The sequence below is a fragment of the Gelidibacter maritimus genome (assembly GCF_014062315.1).
In the GTDB taxonomy this organism is placed as follows: Bacteria; Bacteroidota; Bacteroidia; order Flavobacteriales; family Flavobacteriaceae; genus Gelidibacter; species Gelidibacter maritimus.
The window spans coordinates 121,771-147,846 of record NZ_JACGLT010000011.1; the positions used below are offsets into that span (position 1 = coordinate 121,771).

A 26,076-nucleotide genomic window follows, 5' to 3' on the forward strand; every position below is an offset into this window, starting at 1 on the left:
TTATTTTGATTTAGAAGTGAATTCAATTATTGCTTTTTTCATATCGCGATGTTGCTCGTAGAGCGTCATTATTGCCTCGTTTTCCTGGCCATCCGTGAGATATGCAGCATATACCTCCTTGGGAACTTCGAGCCTGAAAATGTTGCTTTCCTTTCCAATCTTGATAAACATCTCCGTGTATTTTCGAGGTCCTGAAAGATTGTTCTTGATGGATTTTAATTGGTTCAGATCATGACTGGATAGGTTGAGCCTTTTGACCAGCTCGGCGTAGCCTTTCTCATTGTTTAGACTGTAAATGACCTGTGTGTTTTCCAAAATGCTGGCGGAAGTAGAGTTGTTCGGAAGTTGGTTGATGGATTGCAGAATAATGCCGATGGCGCCGTTTTGTTTACGGATGGCTTGATAGTAGAATTCTACACTTTCAAGGACATTATCGAACTTCAGCTGTTTGGCAAATTCATCAAAAAGGATAATGCCTTTTTCAGCGCGATTTTTCCAGATGGTCCGTTGTATGGCCGATTTGATCAGTTTCAACATGACGGACAGGATTTCTTTATTGTCCTTCACTTCATCCAGTTCAAAAACAATCAATCGTTTGTCCTCGATCTTATAGGTCTGGTCCTCGTTGATTTCAAAAAGGAAACTATAGAGACCATTGCCTACGTACTCCGACATGACATGCAAAAAGCTTGTGATATTGAAATAATCGGAATGGATATTCAGTGTGCTCAATAGGTCTTTCTGATGTTTTTCTATGAAATGGTAGAAATTTTCCAATGAATGGTTCTCTAAAGTGCCATCATAGTAATGACGCAGGATCTTTTTGATGGAAACGGATTGTGCTTTGGTTATTTTCAAATCCGAAGCAAAGAGTTCGAAAAGGAATACGGAAAGATCTTCAAGACGTTCAGGGGTAAGGTCATTTTGATGACTGATGTAGAACGGGTTGATGCCCAAATTTTTTCCGCTCTCGTAGCGCAACACTGTATATTGTTCAGGATAAAGCTTTGCGAACTTTGTATAGGAACCACCCAGATCGATAAGGACCAAACGGACACCACTTTCAAAATATTGGCGCAGGATATTATTGGCCAAAAAGGACTTTCCTTCACCAGTGGGTGCGAAAATGGCAAAGTTCCTTGCCTTGATGCGTTTTTTGCGTTCGTCCCATACGTCCTTTAAGACCGGAATATTATGTTCGCGGTCGTTGAAGATAATTCCAGTGGCATCCGATTTATAATTCGTATTGTTTATGAACAGACAAAGGGCATGCTTCAGATCGGTCACGTAGAGATCGGAATTCGAGAAATTGGAAGAGAAGCAACAGTAGCTGTTGAGAAAATAATTTTTGCGTGCTTCACCTCTCGGATAATAGGGGAGGATATCCAGTTCCTTGAACTCGGTCTTTATTTTGGAGGTTATCTTATCGAGCTCTTTGGTTGTTTTGGTCCAATAAAGAATATTGAGATGTCCACGAATGATCCGTGAACTGTCATCGGCATTGATCTGGTCAAGAATATGTTGGATTTTTCCGAGTACGACCTTGTTCTGTGAACCAAAATTGGAGCTTTTGTTCAGTTCTTCAATCTTTTTATCCAGCAGCTTTCGCCATTTTTGCTTGTCATCCAAATACAGGATTTGATTGATAATGTGATTTTCATCGAGCGTAAGCCCTAAACCATCAATGAACCCTTGATGAAACACAAAATCATCAGAAGTGAATTTCTCATTGGTCTTGCTACTCTGTACACTTTCGCCAAAGCACAGTTCGCTATTGATGGCCAGGGCATCAAAATGGTTTTCGCCAATAGTGACGCTTTTTTTATCGAGTAAAATATCTGTATCAAAGCCTTCATTGAAACCGTTGAAGTAGCTGCTTGTAAGTTCCAGGATCTCTTCGGCAACAAGCGGGAGAAATGCCATTTTTCTACTGTTGTTGATGAACGAAATGGAATCGCTTACGGCATTGCTAAAACTTTTGATATTGTCATCCAGTTCGCCCGCGATTCCCTTGGAAACCTTTCGGAAGGGATTGATGTATTTGGCATTGTTGAGTGCTTTATTCTTGGGCAAAATGAAAAATAAATAACAACGATGTTCAATATGTTCGCGTCCCTTGAAATGGTCGTGGGTTGCTTTTTCCAAAAAGCTGTTGTTTGGAAGTTGTTCTGAGGTATACAATGTTTTGAGATAAACATCCTGTTTATGAACCACCGTCCCCACCGGCAGGGATTTCAAGGCTTGAAACCAGACACTATGGGTATCTTCAAAGTCCTTTTCAGAAAGCGAATGGATTTCAGGTAAGTCCCCTTCATAGCACAGGACCACATTACCATTGGTGGCAAAAATGATATGGTTCTGAACATCCGCAATTGGTGTGTATGTCGAAAGATCAATCTTGTTCATAATTGAAACCTATGTTTTTTTTGTTACTTATAATTTTGGGAAAGACCTTGGTGATCTGGAATAGTTGTGGATGGTTCGTAATACGAATCAGTGCCACGTAAAGCGCAGCATTGAAAATTAAAACCCCTATTATGATCCCAAAGCTGAATGAGAAAATGATGACCAATAGTGAAGCGAGTATGGCAACCATCATTAGCGCAAATAGGGAAATAGGCAGTCCGAAAATGACCGCCTGTTTCCTGATGTTCCTATAGACCTCGAATGTCTTCATATTGCATATTTTTTTAAATACCTCTTGGAGGCTTAGACGACGATGCCAATGAGATAGGTAAAAATGCCAACTACGGCACCCGCGATCAAGACGAATACCAAAACTCGAGTGATGCCCTTCTTTAAGTCTGCGTTCTCTCCGAAGAAGTGTCCAGCGTTAAAAAGGAAGCCCACAAGGAAAATAACGCCCAAAATGATTGGAAAAATAGTTCGGATGGTGTTCGATACATCATCAACCGAATCTTCAATACCACCAATTTGTGCAAAAAGTGTTGTTGAGAGGAGCGAGAGAAATCCTGCGAAATAGTTTGATTTTTTCATAACGAGAAGGTTTAAAATTTTGTGTTGTTTTCGATATGGAAATTTACATATATTTGTTTATAAAATGCTGTAAATCAGATAATTGTGAATAAAATATTATTTAGTTTTGTTTAGTTTCGGATGGTGTCAACTGACATTAAATTTTATGATTTAAAGACATCAAGTTGTTGATAACCCAAAAATTGAAAATGAAAAATGGACTCAAAAACGTCAGTTTTATGATTTTGCTCTTAAAAATGTGCATCATTTTAGGACAGGAAACAGTCTCGCAAAAACGAATTGTAATTGATGTTGGACATGGTGGAAAAGATTCTGGTGCCATTGGTATAAATGGAATTAAGGAAAAAGATGTAGTCCTTAATATCGCTTGGGAAATTCTGAGGCTAAACGAACAATTGGAAGCACCCCTGAAAATCTTTATGACCAGATATAGTGATACGCTTATTTCATTATCTGATCGGACAAAATTAGCTAAAGCTCTAAAAGCAGATCTGTTTATTTCCTTGCATTGTAACCATGCCGATAATCCGGATGCCAGGGGAATAGAAGTGTATGTGTCAAATGCGACTTCACAATATTCGAGGGATGCCATTTGGTTGGCCTTTGAATTGCAAGCGGCGTTCAAAAAGGAATTGGGTTTTGAGAATAGGGGTGTGAAGTTTTCGAATTTTCAGGTGCTAAGGGAGACTGATGATCATTGCCCTTCAGTGCTTTTGGAATTAGGGTTTTTGAGTAATCGTGATGAGCACGCATATCTGTCTAACATTAGAAACTTAAACGCTATTGCACAAGTAATTTTAAGGACCATAAAACGATAAGATTTATGAAAGAGATTTATTTGTCACTGACAAAAAGTTTGAGAGAAATTATAGTCCTGTTTATTTTAGAGTTGGTTTTATTGTACAAATCATTCCGTAGATAGACTACCCTCTCTTATCCATAGATTTTTTATCAAACGCAATCAAATTGAACAATTCCCGCATTCTGCTCCGCACCCGGTGGCCATAATGTTCTTCAAGCTCATCAGCACCAAGATTGGTGGTAGCATGGGTTTTAACTTTCTGTTTGGTGTCCAGAAAAAGTTCATATCTGGACAATAATACTTCGCCCATCACATTGAGGTCTTTTCCATAGAATCGGCCCATTGGCTCTATGCCCAAATCATCAAAACAAAAGGACTTAGTGTTTCCGTAATCTTCAATAGTTTTGAAGCCAAGATGATTAAAGCTAAAAGTTACATTACGGGATGGAATGATTTCGTAAGGCCGTTGCATCGGTACGATATATCGCAAGAGTTTCATCAGGGTGGTCTTTCCGCAACCTACAGGACCAGATAGGAGAATGCCTTTGTTCGGATCAATGTCATGCTTTTGGCAATAGTCCCTGTCCTTGATAAAATAATGGCAGAGTTTACGGAGAACGCCAAGATCTTCGTCGTAAATCTTAAAGGGGTTGCCGAACATTATTTTTCCTTTGGCATCCAAGTAGTTCAGGATGAGGTCAAAATCATAAACCACCGTTTTGCCATCAAAGGTGCCTATGGAGTATTCCACATCATCTTCAATAATTTTAGAGGGGTTGGCCATAATCTTTGTGTTTAGTGGTTTTTAAGTTGTCTTTAAATCGGGACGGTGGTTTCGTGTTTGCTTTACTTTTATTTTTGAATAACTCGGCTCTGTCCATCCAATGCTTGGCTAGGGCACGCCAATCACGAATGGTATTGCCATCACTTGTTTTCCAGTTCCGGGTTTCGTAATGCTCGAAGAATTTTTTTCCTTCATCAGCATGAAAACCTTTTTCAACAAAAAAATCAATAACAACCTGCCAGCCCTTTGGTTGTTTATTAATGTTTACTTGTTTATTACTGTTTATAGTAGATCCCATTGTAAGTCCGCTGGTGGGACCATACCGTCCCAGGATAAGTTCATCCTTGGGACGGTACTGTTCCGCAACCTGTTCCAAAAAGGGATTGTACCGTCCCAGAGTGGGTTCGTTTTCGGGACGCTGGCATCCCAGCAATGGTCCTGTTAAGGGACAGTTTTGATCCGCTGCAGGTTCATCTTCGCTCCAGAAGATAATCATCTTTATTTTGCTGCCCCTGTAAGGACTGTTGGAGGGAAAATAGGAGAGATATGCCCATGCGTCAAGGTCTCTGATGCAGCGATGGTAAGAGGATTTGGAGCCTATTTTTGACGCTATCATCAAATCTCTTCGGTTTACACTAAATTCTTCGGCAAATCGATTACAGTTCCATTCCTGAAACAGGGCCATATAAAGACTGATATGGGTAGGCTGCAGGCGGTCGTCTTCATGGAATTTTTCAAAAGCCGCATTGAGAAGCTTTATATAATTCATCTTCTAAGAATTTAGACCGTTTTGTACTCGGTTTGAAGTCAGGATTTTTTGAATTTCTTCGGAGTCATAGTAGATAATCCCGCCAATTTTCGTGTAGGGCAGTGTGCCATTGATGCGGAGATTCTGTAATGTTCCCGGGCTTACCTGCAATAAGTCCATAACCTCAGAGGATTTGAGGTATCTTTTCATTGTTCCTTTAGATTGACTTGCTAAAAGATTTTTAATAGCATCGAGCAATTCCATTTTGAATTCCCGAAGATCATCGGTGGTAATAATATTTACTGGCATAATCGAATGGTTTTAGAGAAAGGGACTATCGTTTCAATTTCAATTAATTTGACAGCCCCTAACTTGATTTGACTTTCGTTCTGCAAATTTGATAGCTATTATTGTCAAAGCATCCATAGTCCATCCAGAGGTGGGGGATATTTATTGTTATAGATTTGGGGTATTTTGTTAAATGAAGGAATGGAATAACAAGGTTTCTGCCTTCAAAAGGTATCAAAAGCTATGCGGAAAGGAATGGATTTATTTCTCCCAAGGTGGGATGACCTATGGATTATTCGTCTGAATCTTCAAACCGTCTGTTCAGGGCATCTGTAAGCTTGTCCATAAATTTTGTCTTACTGGATTTTCTCGCCCTGATCTCTATAAATGTGTGGTAGTAGTTGCCCAGATCAACGTTGAACAATTGCTCAAATACTGAGGCCAGCTCTTTGATGTCAGCGGTGCCACTATTGATAGAGCCACTGCTATGCAGCGCGTATATCAGTTCAATCAATTCCGTTTTATTTCCAGTCCAAAAAAGTTTTGAGGATGAATTTTTCATTGCATTTTGGTAAACACTGTTATTTGTTTCTAATTTTTCAATTTCCTGTTGTAAATACACGATCAGCATATCATAGGCCATGATCATCGCAACGGTAGTGTCCTGAGAAGTGGCAAACTGATCATCTACGAAAAAATGGTATGAATCAGTGGGCGAACGGAGATCAGTCTTGCCCCTAATGAAATATTCCTCATCAAGTGTTGTAGCGCCTCTGCGGTAGTAATGATAAAAATCCAGATTATCATTAAAATAGACTTGTAGTTTGTTAATGTGGGCATTAAGATATTTGATCTGAAATTTAGAACTGCTCCTGGGACGTTTACTTTCAATATTGAAAAGCTTGACATAGTAGATGAGCTTGCTAAAAATTTGAGGTTTTATATGCTTGAAGAAACTGATTTCTTCCTCATTGTTCTTAAAGCCCATCTCGATGACCTTTTGACGTAACAGTTTAATGAATTTTTCAGTTCTTGAAATGCCATGCTCTGCTTTATATAAAATATCTTCCGTGCGGGACTCCAAGGCATCTAAGTGCATCTGGTATTCCGATATTAATTCTTGGTATTTCATGTCCTGCAAACTGATGTCCTTGCTTATTTACATTCTAATAAACCCATAAGTTCTAACGTGTAATTATCAGATGTCTGGATGTAGGCATGTTTTTCTTCCACAATGGCACCAAGTTTTCTTTTTTCAAATGCTGCGGTCATTCCCAAATCAATGTGTTCAAAATTTAAATGGATTGCCCTTTTGATAGTTTGATAAAGTAATTGTCGGTAGGTATGGTAAGTGAGGAGATTGTCATAATCAAGGCCTACCAAAGAAGGGACGTAAGTGTGATTTTTATTCCTATAGCAGAACATGACTCCAATAATATCTTTACTGGTTTTGGCGACTTTAATGATTATAAACTCCCAATTTGGATTTTTGGACATGTTTTCAAATAACTTTGCGGGATATGAAAAAGTGTTCAGGCCTAAATTGTTTTTTCGGACGTTATCATACAGTTTCTTAACCTGAATTATTTGAGCTTTATCCAATTCAGATAGAATCGATATTTCCAATGAAGATTCATGAGCCAATATGTCTTTTCTAAAATGTTTTCTGCTCCGCGATGAAAGTTTAGATATGTAGTGTTCAATAGAATCATTGCGTCTTAAACTGATGCTACATGAGTTTGGCATCTGAATCCTAAAGTAGCCTTGACCTTGAAAATAGCTATGTAATCTGTCGTCCTCATTAAAATCACGCAGTGTAACCATTTTCGAATTTGAATCCTTCTCTAGTTGTTCCAGGGTTGCCATCAGTTTATTTAAGGCATCGTTCTTCAGGGGATGCTTGTTATCTAAATAAAGATGATTTCCCTCAGTGAAAAGACATCCTAAACTAAGAACCTTTGAAGTCATATAGTAAGGGTCCGTTAGACGTTTTTCCTCAATAGTTTTCGATGCGATTGTATTTGCGAGCATATCGTCCTTCCACAAAGATGAGGATATTAGGGCTGCCAATACAAGCTGGTTTTTTTGATCATGTATAAGTAAATACCAAAAAGACCAATTATTTTCTTTCAATTCATTGTCACTAAATGTATCCTCAAGAAACTTCATTCCGTCCCAATCTTGAATGCCATTTTTTCCGACTGAGGTGTTCCATGTCAGCTTATCTATATTTGAAATGGAATTTTCTAAACGCATGGTTAGATTTTCATGTGTCAAATTTTCTGGTTTGGACTTTGATTCTAGTTTGAATGCTTGATAGACACGGTTCAAATCAGTATGTGTTTCTTCAAGGGCTTTTGGCAAATGATATTGCATGGCATCAACCAATGCTTTAATTTCCTGAATTTGATTATGACGGGATATTGTAATTCGAACTCCAGTGTTTTTAACTGGTACAGCTGGGAAAAGTCCAAGGTTGACATAAAACCCCTCCTTCATCAAGCGATTGACAAAATTATACCCAGTCTTCGGGGTTCCAGTACCTATAAAAAATACTGGCGAATTGTTTTTATCTATAAGTGGTAAATCTGTTTGATGGACGAGTTCATTAAAATATTGTATTCTTTTTTTTAAGTCATTTTGGAGTTCGTAGATCTCAGGAGTTAAATGGATTTCCGCTGAAGTCGTTGCAGCAGCAACAGAGGCAGGTTCAAGTTGAGCGGAGAAGGTGAGAGGGCCTCCAAAGGTTTTTATTTCGTTATACATTTTTTTATTGGAGCAAACTAACACTGATCCACTTGCCCCAAACGTTTTGCTCAAGGTGCCAAACAATAGCATGTTTTCCGAAAGCTCATTGATTTCGCTCATAACATAGCCCGTACCATTTTTTCCAATCCAACTCATGCCGTGTACATCATCAAAATAAAGATGCAACTGGGGATATTTTAGACTCAACGCTTTTAATTCTTTAACCGGTGCATAGTCACCATACATAGAATAGATCCCGTCTGCCATATACCAAATTCTCTTTCTGGTATTGGAATATGCTTTTATTTTATCCTCTAACATGTTCAAATCATTATGGCGAACCATGTCAATAGGGACACTTCTTGTTTTCAGTACCTTTGCAGCACTTTGCACGCTCCAATGTACTTGATGGTCCAAAATAATTGCATCTTCGTCTTTTACTGCACTGGGAATGACTCCCAAATGACCTAACGTACTATTTTTTGTGATGACTACTGGATTTCCGTACATCTCAGATACCTTTTCCTCCAATTGTCTATAAAGCGGATTGGAAATGTAGGACTTTGATAGAGGGTATTGAGTGCCATATTTCCGAATGGCGCTTATGGCCGCTTCTTTTAATCGAGAGTCCTGTTCCAAACCTAAATATCCTGTAGTTCCAAAATGAAATAGTTTTCTATTGTTGACACCAATAGTTCTGCCTGTAAATGTTTCCCCGTCTGCATATAAATGAAGTACCCCTTCATCAATAGCGTCCGTAAAAACGTCATTTACTGTGTCCAAAAAGTTGTTTTGTTTAATCTTTGCCATGTTATTGAATTTATTAAACATAGAATTTAATGTCTTTTGTGCGATATTGGAGAGTGGCAGAGCGTCATAATCCGTTTTAGTCAAATTTTAATCCGTTTTAGGCTAAGATTAATCCCTATATGACAATTCCTACTCCGTTTTGGTCAAACCTTCCTTAATTAAATTTTTAACTTTATATTTAAGAAACTAATTTTCAAATTGTTGAGATCATGTTTGCTGAAAATGAATATGCGACGTATGTTATAAAGGAGGGTATCCTGTATGTTGAATATAAAAATGTCAAATTGGATTTAGCGGCGGCCATCAGCATTGTTGAGGACAGATTCGTTGTACAGGAAGGACAAAGCATTCCTGTACTGTGCGATATACGTAAAGTAAGAGGGATCAACAAAACAGCGCGTATCTATTTGTCAATAGAAGGTTCGTCGTTTGTTAAAGCCGTGGCATTTATAGTTGAAGCACCTGTTTCGGACATGTTTTCAAAGTTTTACTTACGCACTAGTAAGCCACCAATACCTACCATGGTCTTTGAAACGATAAGTGAGGCTTTGATTTTTTTGAAAAAATATAAGTGATAATTGGGCATAAACATCTAAAAAGTAAATAGTTAATTATGGGAGAATTTGATAAACAACGGGTAAGGAACATTCATAATATGATTTTGGAAATGGCCTTAGGTAATTTTCATTATCAGATAGAGCGTTCTTCAAAGGATGATGACCTTGAATCAATTATTGTGGGGTTGAATATGTTAGCTGAAGAAATTGAGGCTAACATGGTCCATCAGGGTTTTGCTAATGCCAATACAACCATCATGGATATTATAAAGATGAGTTTCATAGTGGATGAGAATGGAGTCGTTGAAATGGTCAACGGTCAAGCAGGCAAAATGCTCTCTCTGCCAATGGATAATATCGTAGGAAAGTTGTTTGAAGATTTTCTGACGGATGATTCGAAGACCATCTGGAATAGCAAATGGAAAAGCATAACCAGGAAACCAAAACTTGAAGGTTCTGTCCATTTGATCTTTAAGCGCAAAAATAATTTTGAGGTTCCCAAAGTTGTGCATTTTACCACCTTTAGGCACAGGGCAAATGAAAGCAGGAAACTATTGATCACCGTGGTTCAACATTCCTATTATCAGAAAAAGTTGAAATCGGAATTAAAGAAAAAGGTCATTAACGGAAAATACCAACGGGTGTTAAATGATACAAGTTTACTATCCAAAAAAAATAAAATGGTGTTGACCTATGGGGACATCCAAAAGATTAGAGCTGCACATAATATCATTTTCAACAATCCCCAAACCGATTTTCCATCACAGAAGGATTTTGCCCTTCAGTTGGGAACGAATGAGTTCAAGTTGAAGTATGGCTTTAAAGAGCTCTATGGGACCACAATCCATAAATTCATCATACAAGAGCGACTCCGAAAAGCACAGGTAATGATACAGTATACGGACCTCCCCTTTAAAACTATCGCGCACAAGTCGGGGTTTAAAAGCCAATCCCATTTTTCAAGATTATTTAAGGAAAGGTTTGGATATACCCCAAAAGATTTGAGAAACGATACCATCTCCAGAGGTAAATTATAGGGTTTCTGGAAATTAATCCCGATTAGGCAAATACTTTCACGTTTTCGTATAATTTAAGTTTGGAACTTTACCATATCAACACAAATGATATGAGAGTTCCTAAATCCATAATACAAAAAATACCAGAGCTGATCAGTTTGATGTTCATTCTGTTATTTGTGTATGCTGCGGTAAGTAAGCTCTTGGATTTTGAAACATTCCAGACACAGTTAGGTCAGTCGCCTTTGTTAAGTGCCTATGCCAAACCCTTAGCTATCGGCGTCCCATTTCTGGAGCTGCTTATTGCCTTAGGCCTTATGATGCCAAGGTTTCGATTATGGGCGCTTTATGGGTTTTATGGCTTGATGGTCATGTTTACGACCTATATTGTTATCATTCTTAATTTTTCTGATTTTGTGCCTTGTTCTTGTGGTGGGGTATTAGAGAAAATGAGTTGGACGCAGCACTTTTGGTTTAATATAATTATTTGCGGGTTTGCCATTTTAGCCCTCTTTTTTACGGATATTTCTAAAAAGAGAGTTCTTTATTTAAGTTTTTTAATCTTGATTTTAAGTTCTGGAATAACAGTTTCCATCACCAAACTTTCTGAAGAAAAAATTAAATATAACAATGAACTTGTACGCAAGTTTCTCCACCGTCCCTTAAAAGACCCCATTTCTTATCAACTAGATTACAATTCCTATTATGTTGCCGGAATTTTCAAAGACAGTATTTATCTGGGCAACACAACCGCACCTCGTCATATTCTTGCCCTGTCGATGGACTTAAAAGGTAGTGCGCCGCATTTAATTACTATTCCTGACAGCTTAAAAGCTGACTACCAAACAGCGCGGATTACCGTCTCTGATTCGGTATTTTTTCTGACAGATGGTGTTTCGGGAATTATCCAAAAAGGAAATACTGATGACTGGACAATAAGTGAAAGCTATACATTGGATATCCCCTTTACGGCTTTTGAGCCCCAATCAAAACAACGAGCTGTTTTGAGGGTATATGATATGCTCAATAAGGAAACGACTTTGGCAGAATACGATCTGAAAACCCGTAACCTACATGTGCACAGCGGGATATTGGATACAAAGATTGATGGTTTGTTTGACACGGACGGACAGCTGCTATTTGATGCAGATACGGACAAGGTATTGTATGTGTATTTCTACCGCAACAATTATCTTTTGGCAGATTACAATTTGGAAAATTCGGTTTATAATAAGACAATAGATACAATCAAGCAGGTTGATCTGGAATTTGGTTATCTAGAAGGTGGCAGGCAAAAGAAGCTTGCCAAGACTTATAAAAAAGTAAACCATAGTGCGGCTGCAGGTAATGGCTATCTGATGATTAAATCAAAAAACTTAGGGCGTTTTGACGTTGCAGATATGTTGGAACATGCCTCGATTATTGACGTGTATGATATAACAAAGAACAGCTACGAGCTTAGCTTTTATTTTTATTATGAGAACAAAGAGGAAGTGAAAAGTTACTATCTGTATGAAGATAAGATTATTGGATTGACAGAAAACCACATCGTGGTTTGCGAAATGAAAAAAGCAATATTTAAAAAACTATAGTTTTATATAGGATGCACTGATCACGCACCAATAGGGTAAAGGTTGACCACCCATATTAAATGTCAGCCAGCCAAAAACAAAGTTATTATGGCTAAATTAAAGGAAATCCTGATTCCTATAGCGGTAGTTGCCGTTGGGGTGTTAGGTGCATTTGCTACGCAAATGTCAGGAAGCAGCAGTGCTGCACAAGTTTTAGAACCTGCATGGATCGATAATATTATGCCATGCGAAACTGACCCTTACATGTGTTCACCCTTTGAAGGTGAGGCTTGTACGGTTATAGTTGATGGAGTGGAACATAAGCTAAGAGGGAAGTATAGCTCTTCTGACTCTGATTGTCCAAAACCACTATTTAAACCGGGTTCATAGTTTAATTCATAAAAGAAAAGAGGCTGTCTCATAAATAGAAACAGCCTTTTTTCATTTGTAATTTCTCAATAAACAGTACAAGTGAGCCTTAATAATTATTGTTTTACTAATGTAAGTAGGGATATATTGAAAAACAATCAATCCAAAATTGTGAAAAATCACTATTGAGACAGCCCCTTGTTTTTGTTATTAATTCCAATGAGGTTTAGATTTATCTTTTAAATGATAATTAAACCACTCCATCATTTTTTTTGAGATATCTATTTGATTGTGCTTTTCTGTAAAAACATGATATTCATCTTTATATAATAGTAAGGTGCTTTTTTTTTCCAGGCGGGTGAGTGCCAATTGCATTTTAATGCTGTTTTTCCAATCTACTCTATTATCGTTTGTACCTGCGATTAAAAGCATTGGCGTATTAATTTTATGAGCCTGTAAAATGGGGGAATTATCCAAAAAAATGTGACTGTAATAGGGTGCTGTGATTCTATACTGGTTATGTTCAAATCTAAAATAATTGAAACGTTTACCGTCATCGATTGATAGATAGTTTGATGATAAATCCTGTGAAGCAGCAAAACAAACTATTGTTTTAAATTTATCTGTTTGTGTGGCAATATAGCTTGCTTCATATCCGCCAAAAGAGTGTCCGAACAATCCCATGCGAGAGGTGTCGACTCCCCGTATTTTGTTAATGGCATCCACACCTGCTAATACGCTTTTTAAAGCAGATTCTCCTGTGTGATTTAATTTATAAGATATATCTGGCATAAACACAAAGTAATCTTGTGTAGTAAATACAAAGTTATTCCAACCAACTGAATTTTGAAGTGTTAATGGAATGTAGTCCTTCAAAGCAGTTATGTTTACCTCAGAATAGATTTTAAAAATAACAGGATATTTTTTATCTGGATTATAATTTCCAGGGTAAAATAATATTCCTTTTAAAGTAGTTCCATAAGGACCAGGATAAGTCAACAATTCTGAATGTCCCCAATAATAATTTTGCTGCTGTTTGTTGCTTTGTTTCATTATTGTTTCTTTGCCATTTTTCCAATAAACAATCTGTGGAGGCAGATTATAATTACTCAATGTATAAACTATTGCATCACCTGCTTTTCTAGGAGAAGATATTTTGTGTAAACTTGATGTAATAAATTTCAACTCGTTGCCCGTTTCATACAAATAAAGAGATTCGTTGTTGGTGTTTAAATCGTATTGTACCACAAACAGTCCATTCTCCAAATCTACAGGTGGTTTCTTATAAAGATTATAATTTTCTCCTCTTGAATCTAACCATTCCGGTTTAGCAGATTCAATTTGGTAGTTATAATTTTTATTATCTTTAAACAGAGGCTGAATGTCATTGTCATTAAAATTGTAGATCCATATATTATGCTTGGAAGTCAGAATAATATTATTGTTATCTTTTGAATAAAAAGCAGTTCCATAAGGCACATTAAGACTGTTCTCTGAATCAACAGGAATTGCAAATTCGTCTTTAATCCCACAGGTAATGCATGTTTTTTCGTCTTTTTCACTATTGTAAACCCACCAGTCTTTTTCCTTAATCCATGTAAAATAATTTTCTTTTGGACTGGTAGCGATGACTTCTAAACGGGTAAGGACAATGAATTCGTTATCAATAATTTTTGTTTTACCGGTTTTTGAGTTTCTAGAAATGATGTCATTATAAAAATTGCCATACTTAAAAGAGGGTTGATAATTTTTGTTGTTAAGCGTAAAAAAATGTTGGTAATCTCCGGTTGCCATTAAATAGGATTGATCAGATATCGGAGTTAGTTTCCCATTGGTCAAATCCCATGATATAAGCCATCTTTTATTATAAGTTTCTCCAACAGGCGGGTGAATAGCATCAGATGATCTCCATATCTGTGGATCAATAATCTTATGGCTTTCATCTTTAGGGAATGCCATAAAATTAATAGTTGTTTCATCTTTGCTAAAGGTTATTACATGGCTATTTAGATAGTAGTCCTTATTGAGTTTTTCTGAATAAAGTATCTTATTTTTTGTGTTTTCCTTTAAATCTAAACAATGCAATATATGGTCTTTGTATTCACCTTTTATAGACTTTGTTTCTTCATAAAACGCTAACAAATTTCCCGAATCGCTCCATCTGAAATTGGAAGAATGGTTTATTTTTTCTTTTAACAGTGTTGGTTTATCTGGTTGTTTTAAATCTACAAGAAGCAGGTTGAATAAGCTGTCATTCTGCTGTATTACAACCATGTTTTCTTTATCAGGGCTGATACTAAAATTCGTTGTATGATTAATTGTCAATTCATTTTTATTCTTATTGTTATAAACGGTCAGTTTATCCGGATGATTCTTGTGCCGAAGAAGGGTGATTTCTCCGTTAAGAGCAAACTGTGCAGAAAGGATGCTGTCTGTCCATGTTTCGGTTTTATTTGTCAGGTCAAACAACACCCATTGATCGTTTTTAAAAAATGAAAACCACTTTTCGTTAGGTGAGAACTGAGGCTTCTGACCAAAGGGATAAACGTGTTTTTTCATGCTGCTCAATTCTGCTAGTTCCAGTGTGTCTGCGGGTTGATCAGGTTGCGTCATTCCTTTGATATGGGTATTACTCAGGGTGTAATAGGCCCAGTTGCCTTTGGGGGATAAAATGGCGGCGGACATGCTTGTCCACTGTTCGTATTCATTTTCGGTAACATATTTCTTTTGAGATTGTCCCCAAGTAATCGACGAAATCAGGCAAGCGAGAAGGAGGTATATGTTGCTCCTAAGAAATTTAATAGCCATTATTTTGAGGGTTAAGATTAGGATTTAATAACAATTCTTTTTCAGGCAAAGGCAGGTTTTTGTAAGCTGTCTGCCAGTTTGGCTTTACGTTCGAAAGCACTTCGTCGAGTTTGTCCCAGCGTTTTAGATCAAAAAAACGATGTCCATGTTCACTAAAAAGCTCATGCTGTCTTTCCTCTATCAGATATTGTAGGACGGTTTGTTCAGAAGCAGTCATGCGGTTTTCCAAGCCTGCTCTTTGGCGTATCATATTGATGTCATCCAATCCCATATCAGTTTGTCCGGATTGGATATAGGCTTCTGCGCGCATCAGATATACCTCTGCCAAGCGCAATTGTACTGAGTATTCCATTGAAGTCCCTGTAGGCTGATTGTATTTGTATTTAAAACTGTGGGTAAAGGATTGCGTTTCATTTGATAAGGTTTTTGTCCAATGTGTTTTACGTAAATCGCTTATTTCAAAAGAATTGTACAAACTTTCACTCATGGATTGCACGGGAGGAATCTTTGTAAAGATGTAGCTAGCACCTTCCATGGCGTTATTTCCTGCCTTCGCCATTAGCTGCCATATGGTTTCTGTGCTTTCTTTTAAAAAGACGAGATTCAAGTCGGTTTCCAAAGAATAATGGTTGCTGTCAATAATTTCGGAAGTAAGCCTAATTACGCTATCCCAATCTTGTTGTAACAGTGCTGTGCGTGCCTGGAGCACTTTGACAGCGTCAATAGAGGGCCTGCCTTTAAGGACATGTTGCGGAACGTTTTTAAGGAACTGCGCCGCCCGTTCTAAATCATTTTGCAATGCATCAATTAGCTCGCCAGGTTTTAATTTGCCTGTTTTGCTGTTAAGCTCATAATCTGTTGAAGTGATATAGGGAATTTCGTCAAAGAGTCCGTACAGAAAATAGTGGATATAAGCTCTTGTAAAATAAGCTTCGCCCAGCAGTTTGTTTTTGTCTGTTTCTGTAATATTGCTTTTTTCAACCCCTTCAATTATGGCGTTAAGAGCATAAATGGCGTGATAGGATTTGTCCCATAATGTCATTATGGTATTGTCATTTGGTGCAACCTGATTTAGGAAAAAGACGCCCTGAGCAAAACCTTCTGTGGTGTGGTAGGTTTGTTCATCACCATAAGCTCCCATTAAAACACCTATACCTCTTTGATTTCCGGTCACTAAGGTTTCTGAAAACAATAGCGTGTACACGTGAGTAAGGGCGGCATCTGCCGTTTGTACATCTTCAAAAACAACTTTGCCTGTTAATTGGTTGTCAGGCAAGTTAATGTCTGTAAAAGATTCACAATTGTAAACCAATACAGTACTAATTAATAGTATAAAATATTTTTTCATGAGATCAATTTTTTAAAATTTAATATGAGTTCCCAGTGTCATCTGTTTCAATGGCGGCAGGTATCCGGTCAGCTGGGTTTCGGGATCACTCTCTTTGTAGGAGGTCAGCGTCAAGAAGTTTTCAGCTCGCACATAGATGCGGCATTGCAGTTGGGGCAGTTGCGGAATCCGCAGGGTATAGGCAAGTTCAATATTCTTTAACCGCAGATAAGAAGCATCGGTAAAAACACCATCACTTTGCGTCATGTAGTTATGTGCCTGAACAGCTTGGGTATTGCTGCCGGAGGTATAGCGCTGTACTGATGCTATATCGCCCGGTTTTTGCCAGCGGTCGACAATCATCGTTAGGTTTTGACCAGCACCTGGTATCAGTCTTGTTCTGTAGTTTTTTCCCTTTTGTTTGGCAAAATAAAAGGAAAATGCCAGTTCCCAGTTTTTATAACTGATGCTGTTCTGTAGTCCGCCGTACCATTGGGGTAAAGGATTGAGATAGGTTGTTCTGTCATCGGTTGTCAGTTTTCCATCGCCGTTTATATCTTCAAATTCATAAAGTCCGGTTTGCGGATTGACGCCCAAAAAGTGATAAAGTTTTAAAATACTGAGTGGTTGTCCAATGGCATATTGATTGGCATAAGTAGAGCCTTCTAAATCAGGAAAAGCAATCAATTTGTTTTTAGCAATTGAAAGATTGAATCCGGTTGTCCAGTATAATTCGCCCTTGCGTATATTTACTGTATTTAAAGTGAGTTCTAATCCTGAGTTTTCAACGGTGGCATCTAAATTGGCATTGACAGAGCTGAAACCTGTAGTCCCTGGTAAGGGAATACCAACCAGTTGATTGGACGATCGGTTTTTATACCATGCCAAACTTGTATTGATGCGGTTATCAAGCAATCCCAATTCTAAAGCAGCTTCTAGTTTGGTGGTTTTCTCCCAACTAAAATTTGGATTGTATAATCTGTCCGGTTTTAGTCCTGATGCATTATCATAGACATTTCCGGTGGAAGAGTAAGTGTTGAGGTATTGATAATCCCCAATATTATCACTTCCCGCAGTACCATAACTGCCTCGTAGTTTTCCGAAACTCAGCCAGTGATTGTTTTTTAAAAAGTTTTCTTCTGTAAAAATCCACGCTGCTCCCACCGATCCAAAATTGGCAAAGCGGTTGTTATCGCCAAAACGGCTGGAGCCGTCCCGACGTCCCGTCAGATTGACAATATATCGGTTGCCATAATTGTAGTTTAATCGTCCAAATATGGCGTTGTAGCGGTATTGCGATTGATAGGCATCAAGTATAGAAACAGTTGTGGCAGCTTTAATATTGTAAATTAAACTATTACTTGAAAAACCACGTCCCCTTATTCCTAAACGTTCACTTTGTTGGTGTAAAAAGGTCAGTCCGGTAAGAGCAGATAACCGGTGTTTATTCCAGTTTTTGTGCCAATTGATTTGAGGCTCTAAGTTCCAGCTGATACTTTCTCCCTTATTAGTCATAATTGAAGAAGAGTTGCTATCCATTCCATAAGAAGGATTATAATAAGTGTGAGGAATAATCTGTGATTGATTGATGTTACTTTTTGAATATCCCGCATGAAGATTAAATTCAAAATTATTAGTAATTTGATACCCAACCATCATGGCACTATGCAATAAATCATTTTGTGCTCTGTATTTTTGTTCCAATGCTTGTAATGGGTTAGTCCATGCAGATTCTGCCCAGTTTAGCGTGCCGTCCTCATTGTACAGTTCCGGAGCATTGGGTTGAAGGGAATATGTTGTTAATGTAAAATCCGTTCCGGGTAAATTGCTTTTTGATTGATTATAGCTCACTGAAAGATTAAGATGAAATTTATCGTTTTTGGAGCTGTGTTTTAATCCGGTTTGTACTGAGAGGTTGTTTTGTTTTTGATTGCCAATAAAAACAGTGCTTTGTTCATGTTGTGAAATACTGAAGTTGTAATTAGTGTTTTGATTACCTCCACGCATACCAAAATCGAGGTGGTGGAACTGCATGGTATTTCCAATCAATTTGTCCTGCCAGTCGGTATATTTTGAATAATCCCAGTTGCCGTTAATGCTGTGGTCTGATGCTCTATACTCTGTCAAACCGTCATTGAGATAACCTTCTTTTTTCATTTCTAAGTATTGTTCTGTTTTCATTAACGGTACTTTTTTTGTGATTTTTCCCCAACCGGTATAGCTGTTGAGGTAAAAGGAAGTGCCGTCCACTGCGCTTTTTTTGGTGGTAATTAGCACGACACCGTTTGCCCCACGCGAACCGTAAATAGCCGTGGCATCAGCATCTTTGAGGATTTCGATACTTTCAATATTGTTGGGGTTAATTATGTTTAATGGACTTATTAAATATGGAGAAGCAGATAATAAGCTTTTGTCGTGTATGTTTTCATTAGACAACGGCATCCCATCCACAACATATAACGGCATATTCCCATCTGTACGTAGGCTATTTTGCCCACGAATCTGAATATCAAAGCCACCGCCTGCCAACCCGGTTTTTTGGATTACCTGAACGCCAGCAGCCTGTCCTTGAAGAGCATCGAGTATATTATTGCTTGCCTTGTTTTCAATGTTTTTAGCGGTTACCTTGGCTATGCTGCCGGTGCGTTCTTTATCTTTAACGTTGTAATAGCCTGCGTTAATCACAACTTCGTCTAATATAGCTTGATCGGGTTGGAGGGTGATGTTTAGCGTAGTTCCACTGACAATGTGGGTTTGGGTTTTGTAGCCGATAAAACTAAACGTTACAATACCGCCTGGTTTGATTTTTAACGAATACCTTCCGTTTTCGTCTGTCATCGTGCCGTTGTTGGTGTCTTTTTCCCAAACGCTTACGCTGGGTAAGGGGGCTTCCGAATCTCTTACTATTCCTGTCAGGGTGATGCTACTTTGCGCATGGGCATTTCCGTAAAGTATGAGATATAGCAATAGTCCGATGACAGGACTGAGGTATTGCTTATGATGCGTATGTTTTTTCATAATTTTGTAAATGAAATGGTTAGTTAAACAATTGTTTTTCTATTCAGCCCCTTAAAAAGCTGTAACTTTTTAGGGGTTTTTCTTTTTTGTCATCCTGACAAAAGGAAGAATCTCTAACGAGACCCCTCAATTCTTCGGAATGAACACTTTTTTCAGTTGAGATAGTTTGGTATTGATATTCATTTTTGGCTTAGATAACATAATTGTATTTTTGATTTAAATTTTTTAAAATCCTGATGTAGGTAGGGTACTTGCACGGAGCGTGAGGTTTACTTATGGAGCAAAGCTTTATCAAAAAAGCAACCCTGTCACTATGAAGAAATAGGGTATTGCTATTGTGAACCACCTTTGCGTGCGCGTCTGTCCATTTCTTGCTGGACTCCTTTTGGCAGCGGTTTTAGCGCAACATTATAATGGATTGAATCTACAGTATATATCATACCGTAATACCAGTGCCGAGCAAAAACCACAGCTTTTCCTAATGGTATGTTGATATTGTAATTTCCAGCTTTATCAGTGTAAGTGGAACTATATGCTCTATCCTTGTCGTAAACAGATACCCATTCTATAGGTTTACCAGTTTCGGCGTTGGTGACAGTTCCGGTTACGGTAACAATTTCCTGGGCAGAAAGGGTCATGGAAATGCTAAGGAAGAAGAGAAAGCAGACAAAAATACGCCGCCACCTTACTGATTTATGATTATTTATCATAGTTTTGTGTTGGTTAAAGTGATACAATTATTTTAACTTTTGGCCTGCTCCATTGTCGTCGAAAACTGGGAGTGGGCTTTTTAGTGCCGATTTATGGTGTACGGCAGTGTCATTTTACGTTATGTTCATTTCATAGGCAGTATTTTTTTTAGGGAAGTTGGGCCACTGCTTAGAAACCAAATCTAACAGTTGCAGCAGCCCTTTCCCAAAGACTAATTCTAACTGTTCGCTATGTGGCACTGACTTTTATAGTGCTGCCGTTTTCTTAGGGATTTAGAGTTTGCAATTGGCGATAGCGAGGTTTTTGTTGCAAACTCCAGTTGTAGCGTATCTCAATGATGAGGTTTAGGCTTGGTCACGATTGATTTTCATGAGTGTTTTGGTTTTAAATTGTTATTACTGTTTTTATAAATGCCCTTGCTGTCCTATATTTTAGGTAAAACCTTAAAACATTTGGAAAACGTGAAGATTGATGCTACTTTTAAACTGTCAGATTTTAATATAAGCACCAACCTGGGTTTTCCAAACATTGGGAACCAAGGGCGGTTATGGATTTTGTAATGTTTGGGCCATAAAACCTAACATTACATTACCTGTTGTAAGTATAATTTTTTGAAGCCATTTTCTTTTGTCAGAAGGTAGTGGGGAACTACTGGCTAGAAACAAAAAATCGCTCTCACAATTGAAATTATGGAACGATGTTTCGAGAGTATGAAGATTTCTTGCATAAAAAGCAAGGAGCGGTCTCACACTTTAGAGTCAAGGGCGACCAAGCCCTACTTTAAATCTTTTGATTATAAAGTTACCTTCTAAAGTTAACGTGAGAACCGCTCGCATGCCGTGTGCAAAAGTAAAAAACTTTTTGACATGGAGCGATTTCACGATTCTCTCGAAGGTTAAATTGGTCGTTTTGACTCGAGAAATCATCGTTTTAATATGCCTTATAAAAGCTTACTATCAATTCGCTAAGACAAATATAAACAAAATTCAATCAAATGCAAATAAGTTTCTAAATAAAAACGAAAAAGCATGATAAAAATAATATGAGTAATAAATCCAATACAAATAGTATTTCTTTTTATAGGGAAAAATTAGGCTCTAAACTAAAATCTTATCGCTTGGGAAAATATCTCTCAATTGAAGATGTGATTTATATGACTGAGATTTCTAAAAGTTCCATCATAAAGATTGAAAAGGGTGAAGCTAAAAATATCGATTTATATATTGAATATGCAAAAGCTGTACAATACCCTTTAGAAACCTTGATAGATTTTAAAATACCATTAAAACCCAAGAAAGAATTACCGAAAGAGCGAAAGGAAGCGACCAAGTTAACTGCAAAAATTAGAGAACATATAGTAAACACCAATTTTCTTAAAGTTGGTAAAACTGTTGCAGAAATCAAAATTGAATTATTAAGAATAAATACAATTGATAAAAATATAACTTCTACCGCCATCGCTGGTGTTATGAGAAACCTGAAACAAGATGAATTAGTAAAGACGGGAGAAAAGGTTGGTAGGAAGGATGTTTACTACAAAGCGTAAATTATGATTTAAAAACTATAAACTCAAAGACGCCCTACTGATAGAGGCTTAAAGTATTTACTGTATTAATTAACTTAAGTATATTAAACAGATGGTTAAAGCAAAGGAATAATACTCTTATCTTTTTGTGGTAAACTGAAATTTGAGATAGGGTAGTGGTGGTTTGTAATAGCCTTTTCCCTCTCATACACTCTCCATACACTATCCATGGAGTATCTATGCTTTATCCATGCTTTATATACGCTATACCTATTTTTTTTGAACCGTCCTAAATTTGCTATACAGATTATTAATTAAATCCTGTTATAGTTATACAACTATAGGACAGGGCAAACTGACAGAATGTGACCTAAGTAGGGTTTTATTTTACGGAAGACGAAATTGTTTCGGGATATTTTGAGCGACTATGATCCCGAAATTAGTTTTTTAATTACCTCTTTCGTACAATCAGGATCTCATCATCAGAAAACTCCATCCAGGCTATGTCATATAAATAAAAGAATGTTTTACCCTTTGAATTTATATGGAAATGGGTATGGTACTTAAAGCGGAACCCCTTCTTCTCCAATAGATTTCTATATACTTTAAGCTGTATTTTGTTTTTGCCCAATACCTCCAATAGAATCGAGTAATTGCGTTTTAAGTAGCCATTGATTTCTATTGCGGCGACCTTAGAGGCATAGCGAAGCTTTTTGTGGTATATATTTTTACAGTGTGTTGAGCAATATATCTTATCCGATCGGCCTTTGATCGGTTTTGCACATATTTTACATTTATGATCCATATAATCCGTTGTTATATAGGTAAATATACGCAATCGTTCCTAACGGATAAATACGTTTAATATCGTTTGCAATGCTATTTGTGTTATCCAATTTCTCTAAATTTGGATATGTCTCTAAAAAATCTATAATGGAAAGGAAGGATAGAGCCCAGATTGTCATTTACCTCCCGCAGGTCAAAGCTGGTCGGATCAAGCTAAGGATTCCATATGAAATGACCAAGGAGCGTGAGGCTTTTAAGAAACTCAACGGCACTTTTTACCATTTCCATCAAAGGCTGTGGAGCATTGTCAATACCGAAGAAAATGTAAAAAGGCTAGAAACGCTTTTTGGCGAGAAACTACTCAAACAAAGTACAGAAGCTCCTACTGTAATTCCACAAATGGAGATTTCGGAAGCAATTCAGGCAGAATTGGACCGGAATCACCAAAAAATGATTCTTAAAGGTTTTAGCCAGGCTACCATACGTAATTATCAGAGTAATTTGATCCAGTTCTTTCAGTATTTTGAATCGGTTGCATACCGAGAAATAACCAAGGAACAGATAGAAGGTTTTGTTTATTACCTAATCAATAAGTACAAGATAGGTGAGCAAAAGCAAAACCAGCTCATAAATGCCATAAAATGCTATTATGAGCACACTTTGGGATTGCCTCGTGAGTATTACAATATTACAAGGCCTACCAAGAGCAAGGATTTGCCAGATGTTTTAAGTAAGCAAGAGGTGGCTGCCATTATAAATTGCCCGAGCAATATAAAGCATAAAGCCATACTTCATGTTATATATGGTGCCGGCCTTAGAGTGGGCGAAGTGGTGCGTTTACGGGTGGTGGACGTTCGTAGCCAAGACGGTTATCTTTTCATTAAAGACTCTAAAGGCAAGAAGGACAGGCATACTACACTTAGCCCAGTTCTATTGGATATTTTACGGACATACTATCGTGAGCACAAGCCTAGCTATTGGTTGTTTGAAGGACAGAACGGGGGTCAATATACCGCACAGAGTATCCAACGTATTTATCGGAAGGCTGTAAAAGACACTAAAAGCAACCCATGGAGTACGCCCCATACCTTACGTCATAGCTATGCTACGCATCTTATGGAACAAGGTGTAAATATCCGTTATATTCAGAGCTCATTGGGGCATTCCAGCACTAAAACAACTGAGATTTATACTCGGGTTGTGGGAATAAACAACAAAACTTTAACAAGCCCCTTGGATTCTTTGTATGAATCAGGTACATTTGAGAAAGATAAACTAAAATAGCATGGTGCACATAGGTGATATATACGTCACTCCTAGGGTCATATGTTATATATACACATGTTGTGGTGCATATAACAGGAACGCAGAAAAAACCGAAAAAGTAAATGAAATTAACGATAAGAAAAGAAAATCCAGAAGACTTTAAAACAGTCTTTAACCTAATAGAAAAGGCATTTGAAAATGAACAAATGAGCGACCACAAGGAACAGTTTTTAGTGGAACGATTGAGAAAGTCAAATGCTTTTGTTCCCGAACTTTCAATAGTAGCCGAAACCGAAAACAAAATTGTTGGACATATTCTGTTGACAAAACTTAAGATTAAAAACAAATCGAACGAATTTGACTCATTGGCTTTAGCACCTGTCTCTGTCTTACCTGAATTTCAAGGAAAAGGAATTGGCGGAAAATTGATAGTCGAAGCCCATAAAAAAGCTAAAGAATTAGGACATAAATCAATTGTTTTACTTGGACACGAAAATTACTATCCAAGATTTGGTTATAAACAAGCTGATAAGTATGGAATAGAATTGCCGTTTGAAGTTCCGAAAGAGAATTGTATGGTAATTGAATTGATTGAAAATGGACTCAAAGGAGTAAATGGAATAGTTGAATATCCAAAAGAGTTTAACGAATAAAAAATACGACACCACAACAAAGAACTGAGGCAAAAAACAAGGCTTTTCTCCATTAAATTTGACAAATGCGGTCCTGGCATTGTTGAAGTGGAATAAAGCTCCTTCGTCGTTTTATTTCCAATCCAACAATCAATAATCAGCACCAAAGTTGATGAGTCCGATTAATTAATCTTTAACACTGACACATGGGCATCATCGTACGGTAAACCAGATTTCACGATTGCAAAACACTGTTTCAATAACTTATTGGCTACTGCAATAAGCGCCAATTTTTTACTCTTACCCTTGTTTACGATTCGCTCATATATCTCGCGGCACGCTTTGTTGTACTTACAGGCATTGAAAGCACAAAGGAACAACAGGTTACGAAGTTTCTTGTTGCCGACCTTACTGATCCTGCTACGACCGCGTACACTGCTTCCCGACTCTCGAATTGTAGGTGTAATACCAACATAGCTGCAGAGCTGTGCAGCGGTCTCAAACTTGGAAAATCCATCGGTTACCACAATCAAAAACAATGCAGTCTTTATACCTATCCCTGGAACGGTGGTTAAAAGGGTGAGCTGCTGTTGTTGTTCTTTCCTAACAAGCGAGAGCAGACGCTCCTCGATACCGGCAATCTCCTTGTCCAAGTGTTTTCTGTCCCGTTTCAGGGACCGGTAAACGAACTTGGAGGGAATGCCGAGGGTCTCTTCGCCGTGCAACTTGTTTTTGGCTGCCGTGCGCTTTTTAAGATAACTGTCCAACAATCGGAACAGTTGCAAACACTCTGCCTGCACATCGGTCAGGGCACTGTAAAGTGGAACCTCATTAGCCATCGCATAATCGCAAATAGCTTTGGCATCGCTCTTGTCCGTCTTCACCTTGGCAAGTTTCATCTGTATGAAACGCTTTACAGACAAGGGATTTACAACCGATACCACTATGTTGCTTTTGTATAGAAACTGTGCGAGCCTATAGTGGTAATAGCCCGTTGCCTCCATCACCACAATTGAATCTTGGGGAAGTATCTTTAAAAAGGACTTAAATCCTTTTTCATTATTCTTGAACTGATCGTGGCCACTATTGCTACCGTGCAAATCAAAGACATCTTTGCTGATGTCAACTCCAAAAGTTTCCTTATATTTATTCATATCAAAACAATTCATGAAAGAACCAGCTACTTGGGTCACAACAACTTGAAAACGAGATCTAGGTCTCACAGAACTGAACGTGATTTAAGTAGTAAAAGAGCGGGGATTATCAATGTTGCCGAAGTCTAAAAGCTTCACCGTGTATAGTAACCTTACTCC

At 37.8% G+C, this 26,076-nt stretch carries 21 protein-coding genes; 8 read left to right on the top strand and 13 right to left on the bottom strand.

The genetic code is table 11. The features are described from left to right. From H3Z82_RS13935 to H3Z82_RS13945, 3 genes are read right to left on the bottom strand one after another with little or no spacing between them, the layout of a single operon-like run. Positions 1–2,406, bottom strand: a complete 2,406-nt coding sequence (locus tag H3Z82_RS13935; protein ID WP_182206115.1) for a TraG family conjugative transposon ATPase — start codon at positions 2,404–2,406, stop codon at positions 1–3. After that, positions 2,393–2,677, bottom strand: a complete 285-nt coding sequence (locus tag H3Z82_RS13940; protein ID WP_182206116.1) for a hypothetical protein — start codon at positions 2,675–2,677, stop codon at positions 2,393–2,395. The genes H3Z82_RS13935 and H3Z82_RS13940 overlap by 14 nt, the downstream gene beginning before the upstream one ends. A gap of 32 nt (positions 2,678–2,709) precedes the next feature. Beyond that, the gene (locus tag H3Z82_RS13945) at positions 2,710–2,997 is read right to left on the bottom strand and encodes a hypothetical protein (RefSeq protein ID WP_182206117.1); all 288 of its coding nucleotides are present in this window, start codon (positions 2,995–2,997) and stop codon (positions 2,710–2,712) included. A gap of 188 nt (positions 2,998–3,185) precedes the next feature. Here H3Z82_RS13945 and H3Z82_RS13950 point away from each other — a divergent pair, with 188 nt between their 5' ends. Continuing rightward, on the top strand, positions 3,186–3,815 hold the full coding sequence (locus tag H3Z82_RS13950; RefSeq protein WP_182206118.1) for an N-acetylmuramoyl-L-alanine amidase family protein: 630 nt from the start codon (positions 3,186–3,188) through the stop codon (positions 3,813–3,815). A 105-nt stretch (positions 3,816–3,920) separates the two neighbouring features. Here the strand turns inward: H3Z82_RS13950 and H3Z82_RS13955 are convergent, their stop codons facing one another. The 5 genes from H3Z82_RS13955 to H3Z82_RS13975 all read right to left on the bottom strand — a co-directional run bounded on the left by H3Z82_RS13955 (position 3,921) and on the right by H3Z82_RS13975 (position 9,177). After that, positions 3,921–4,583, bottom strand: coding sequence for a P-loop NTPase family protein (locus tag H3Z82_RS13955; protein ID WP_182206119.1), 663 nt, complete (start codon positions 4,581–4,583; stop codon positions 3,921–3,923). Further along, positions 4,567–5,352, bottom strand: coding sequence for a hypothetical protein (locus H3Z82_RS13960; RefSeq protein ID WP_182206120.1), 786 nt, complete (start codon positions 5,350–5,352; stop codon positions 4,567–4,569). The genes H3Z82_RS13955 and H3Z82_RS13960 overlap by 17 nt, the downstream gene beginning before the upstream one ends. Before the next feature lie 3 nt (positions 5,353–5,355). Then, on the bottom strand, positions 5,356–5,640 hold the full coding sequence (locus tag H3Z82_RS13965) for a helix-turn-helix domain-containing protein (RefSeq protein ID WP_182206121.1): 285 nt from the start codon (positions 5,638–5,640) through the stop codon (positions 5,356–5,358). A 271-nt stretch (positions 5,641–5,911) separates the two neighbouring features. Beyond that, entirely contained in the window at positions 5,912–6,751 is an 840-nt protein-coding gene (locus H3Z82_RS13970; RefSeq protein ID WP_182206122.1) for an RteC domain-containing protein, read from the bottom strand. A gap of 23 nt (positions 6,752–6,774) precedes the next feature. Further along, positions 6,775–9,177 (bottom strand): aminotransferase class I/II-fold pyridoxal phosphate-dependent enzyme, encoded by a 2,403-nt coding sequence (locus H3Z82_RS13975; protein ID WP_182206123.1) that lies wholly within the window; start codon positions 9,175–9,177, stop codon positions 6,775–6,777. Between the two features lie 209 nt (positions 9,178–9,386). On the opposite strand from H3Z82_RS13975, the gene H3Z82_RS13980 reads away from it, so the two are divergent. The 4 genes from H3Z82_RS13980 to H3Z82_RS13995 all read left to right on the top strand — a co-directional run bounded on the left by H3Z82_RS13980 (position 9,387) and on the right by H3Z82_RS13995 (position 12,711). Further along, positions 9,387–9,752, top strand: a complete 366-nt coding sequence (locus H3Z82_RS13980) for a DUF7793 family protein (protein WP_182206124.1) — start codon at positions 9,387–9,389, stop codon at positions 9,750–9,752. 38 nt (positions 9,753–9,790) lie between these two features. After that, positions 9,791–10,771: a helix-turn-helix domain-containing protein gene (locus tag H3Z82_RS13985; protein WP_182206125.1), complete on the top strand. Its 981-nt coding sequence runs from the start codon at positions 9,791–9,793 to the stop codon at positions 10,769–10,771. A gap of 89 nt (positions 10,772–10,860) precedes the next feature. Then, the gene (locus H3Z82_RS13990; protein ID WP_182206126.1) at positions 10,861–12,342 is read left to right on the top strand and encodes a MauE/DoxX family redox-associated membrane protein; all 1,482 of its coding nucleotides are present in this window, start codon (positions 10,861–10,863) and stop codon (positions 12,340–12,342) included. Between the two features lie 87 nt (positions 12,343–12,429). Then, positions 12,430–12,711, top strand: coding sequence for a hypothetical protein (locus H3Z82_RS13995; RefSeq protein WP_182206127.1), 282 nt, complete (start codon positions 12,430–12,432; stop codon positions 12,709–12,711). Between the two features lie 189 nt (positions 12,712–12,900). On the opposite strand, the gene H3Z82_RS14000 is transcribed toward H3Z82_RS13995, so the two are convergent. From H3Z82_RS14000 to H3Z82_RS14015, 4 genes are all read right to left on the bottom strand, one after another. Then, a complete protein-coding gene (locus H3Z82_RS14000; protein WP_182206128.1) occupies positions 12,901–15,249 on the bottom strand; it encodes an alpha/beta hydrolase family protein in 2,349 nt (782 codons plus the stop codon). 238 nt (positions 15,250–15,487) lie between these two features. Next, complete coding sequence (locus H3Z82_RS14005) at positions 15,488–16,846, bottom strand: RagB/SusD family nutrient uptake outer membrane protein (RefSeq protein WP_182206129.1); 1,359 nt, start codon at positions 16,844–16,846, stop codon at positions 15,488–15,490. A gap of 12 nt (positions 16,847–16,858) precedes the next feature. After that, the gene (locus tag H3Z82_RS14010) at positions 16,859–19,843 is read right to left on the bottom strand and encodes a SusC/RagA family TonB-linked outer membrane protein (RefSeq protein ID WP_182206130.1); all 2,985 of its coding nucleotides are present in this window, start codon (positions 19,841–19,843) and stop codon (positions 16,859–16,861) included. Positions 19,844–20,175: 332 nt separating this feature from the next. Continuing rightward, positions 20,176–20,553, bottom strand: coding sequence for a peptidase associated/transthyretin-like domain-containing protein (locus H3Z82_RS14015; RefSeq protein ID WP_182206131.1), 378 nt, complete (start codon positions 20,551–20,553; stop codon positions 20,176–20,178). Positions 20,554–21,596: 1,043 nt separating this feature from the next. On the opposite strand from H3Z82_RS14015, the gene H3Z82_RS14020 reads away from it, so the two are divergent. From H3Z82_RS14020 to H3Z82_RS14030, 3 genes are all read left to right on the top strand, one after another. After that, positions 21,597–22,100, top strand: coding sequence for a helix-turn-helix domain-containing protein (locus tag H3Z82_RS14020; protein ID WP_182206132.1), 504 nt, complete (start codon positions 21,597–21,599; stop codon positions 22,098–22,100). 912 nt (positions 22,101–23,012) lie between these two features. After that, positions 23,013–24,149 carry a tyrosine-type recombinase/integrase gene (locus H3Z82_RS14025; protein WP_182206133.1) on the top strand — a complete coding sequence of 379 codons (1,137 nt, stop codon included), beginning with the start codon at positions 23,013–23,015 and terminating at the stop codon, positions 24,147–24,149. 104 nt (positions 24,150–24,253) lie between these two features. Continuing rightward, positions 24,254–24,784, top strand: coding sequence for a GNAT family N-acetyltransferase (locus H3Z82_RS14030; protein WP_182206134.1), 531 nt, complete (start codon positions 24,254–24,256; stop codon positions 24,782–24,784). 161 nt (positions 24,785–24,945) lie between these two features. Here the strand turns inward: H3Z82_RS14030 and H3Z82_RS14035 are convergent, their stop codons facing one another. Continuing rightward, positions 24,946–25,917: an IS110 family RNA-guided transposase gene (locus H3Z82_RS14035; protein WP_182206138.1), complete on the bottom strand. Its 972-nt coding sequence runs from the start codon at positions 25,915–25,917 to the stop codon at positions 24,946–24,948. Between the last annotated feature and the right edge of the window lie 159 nt (positions 25,918–26,076).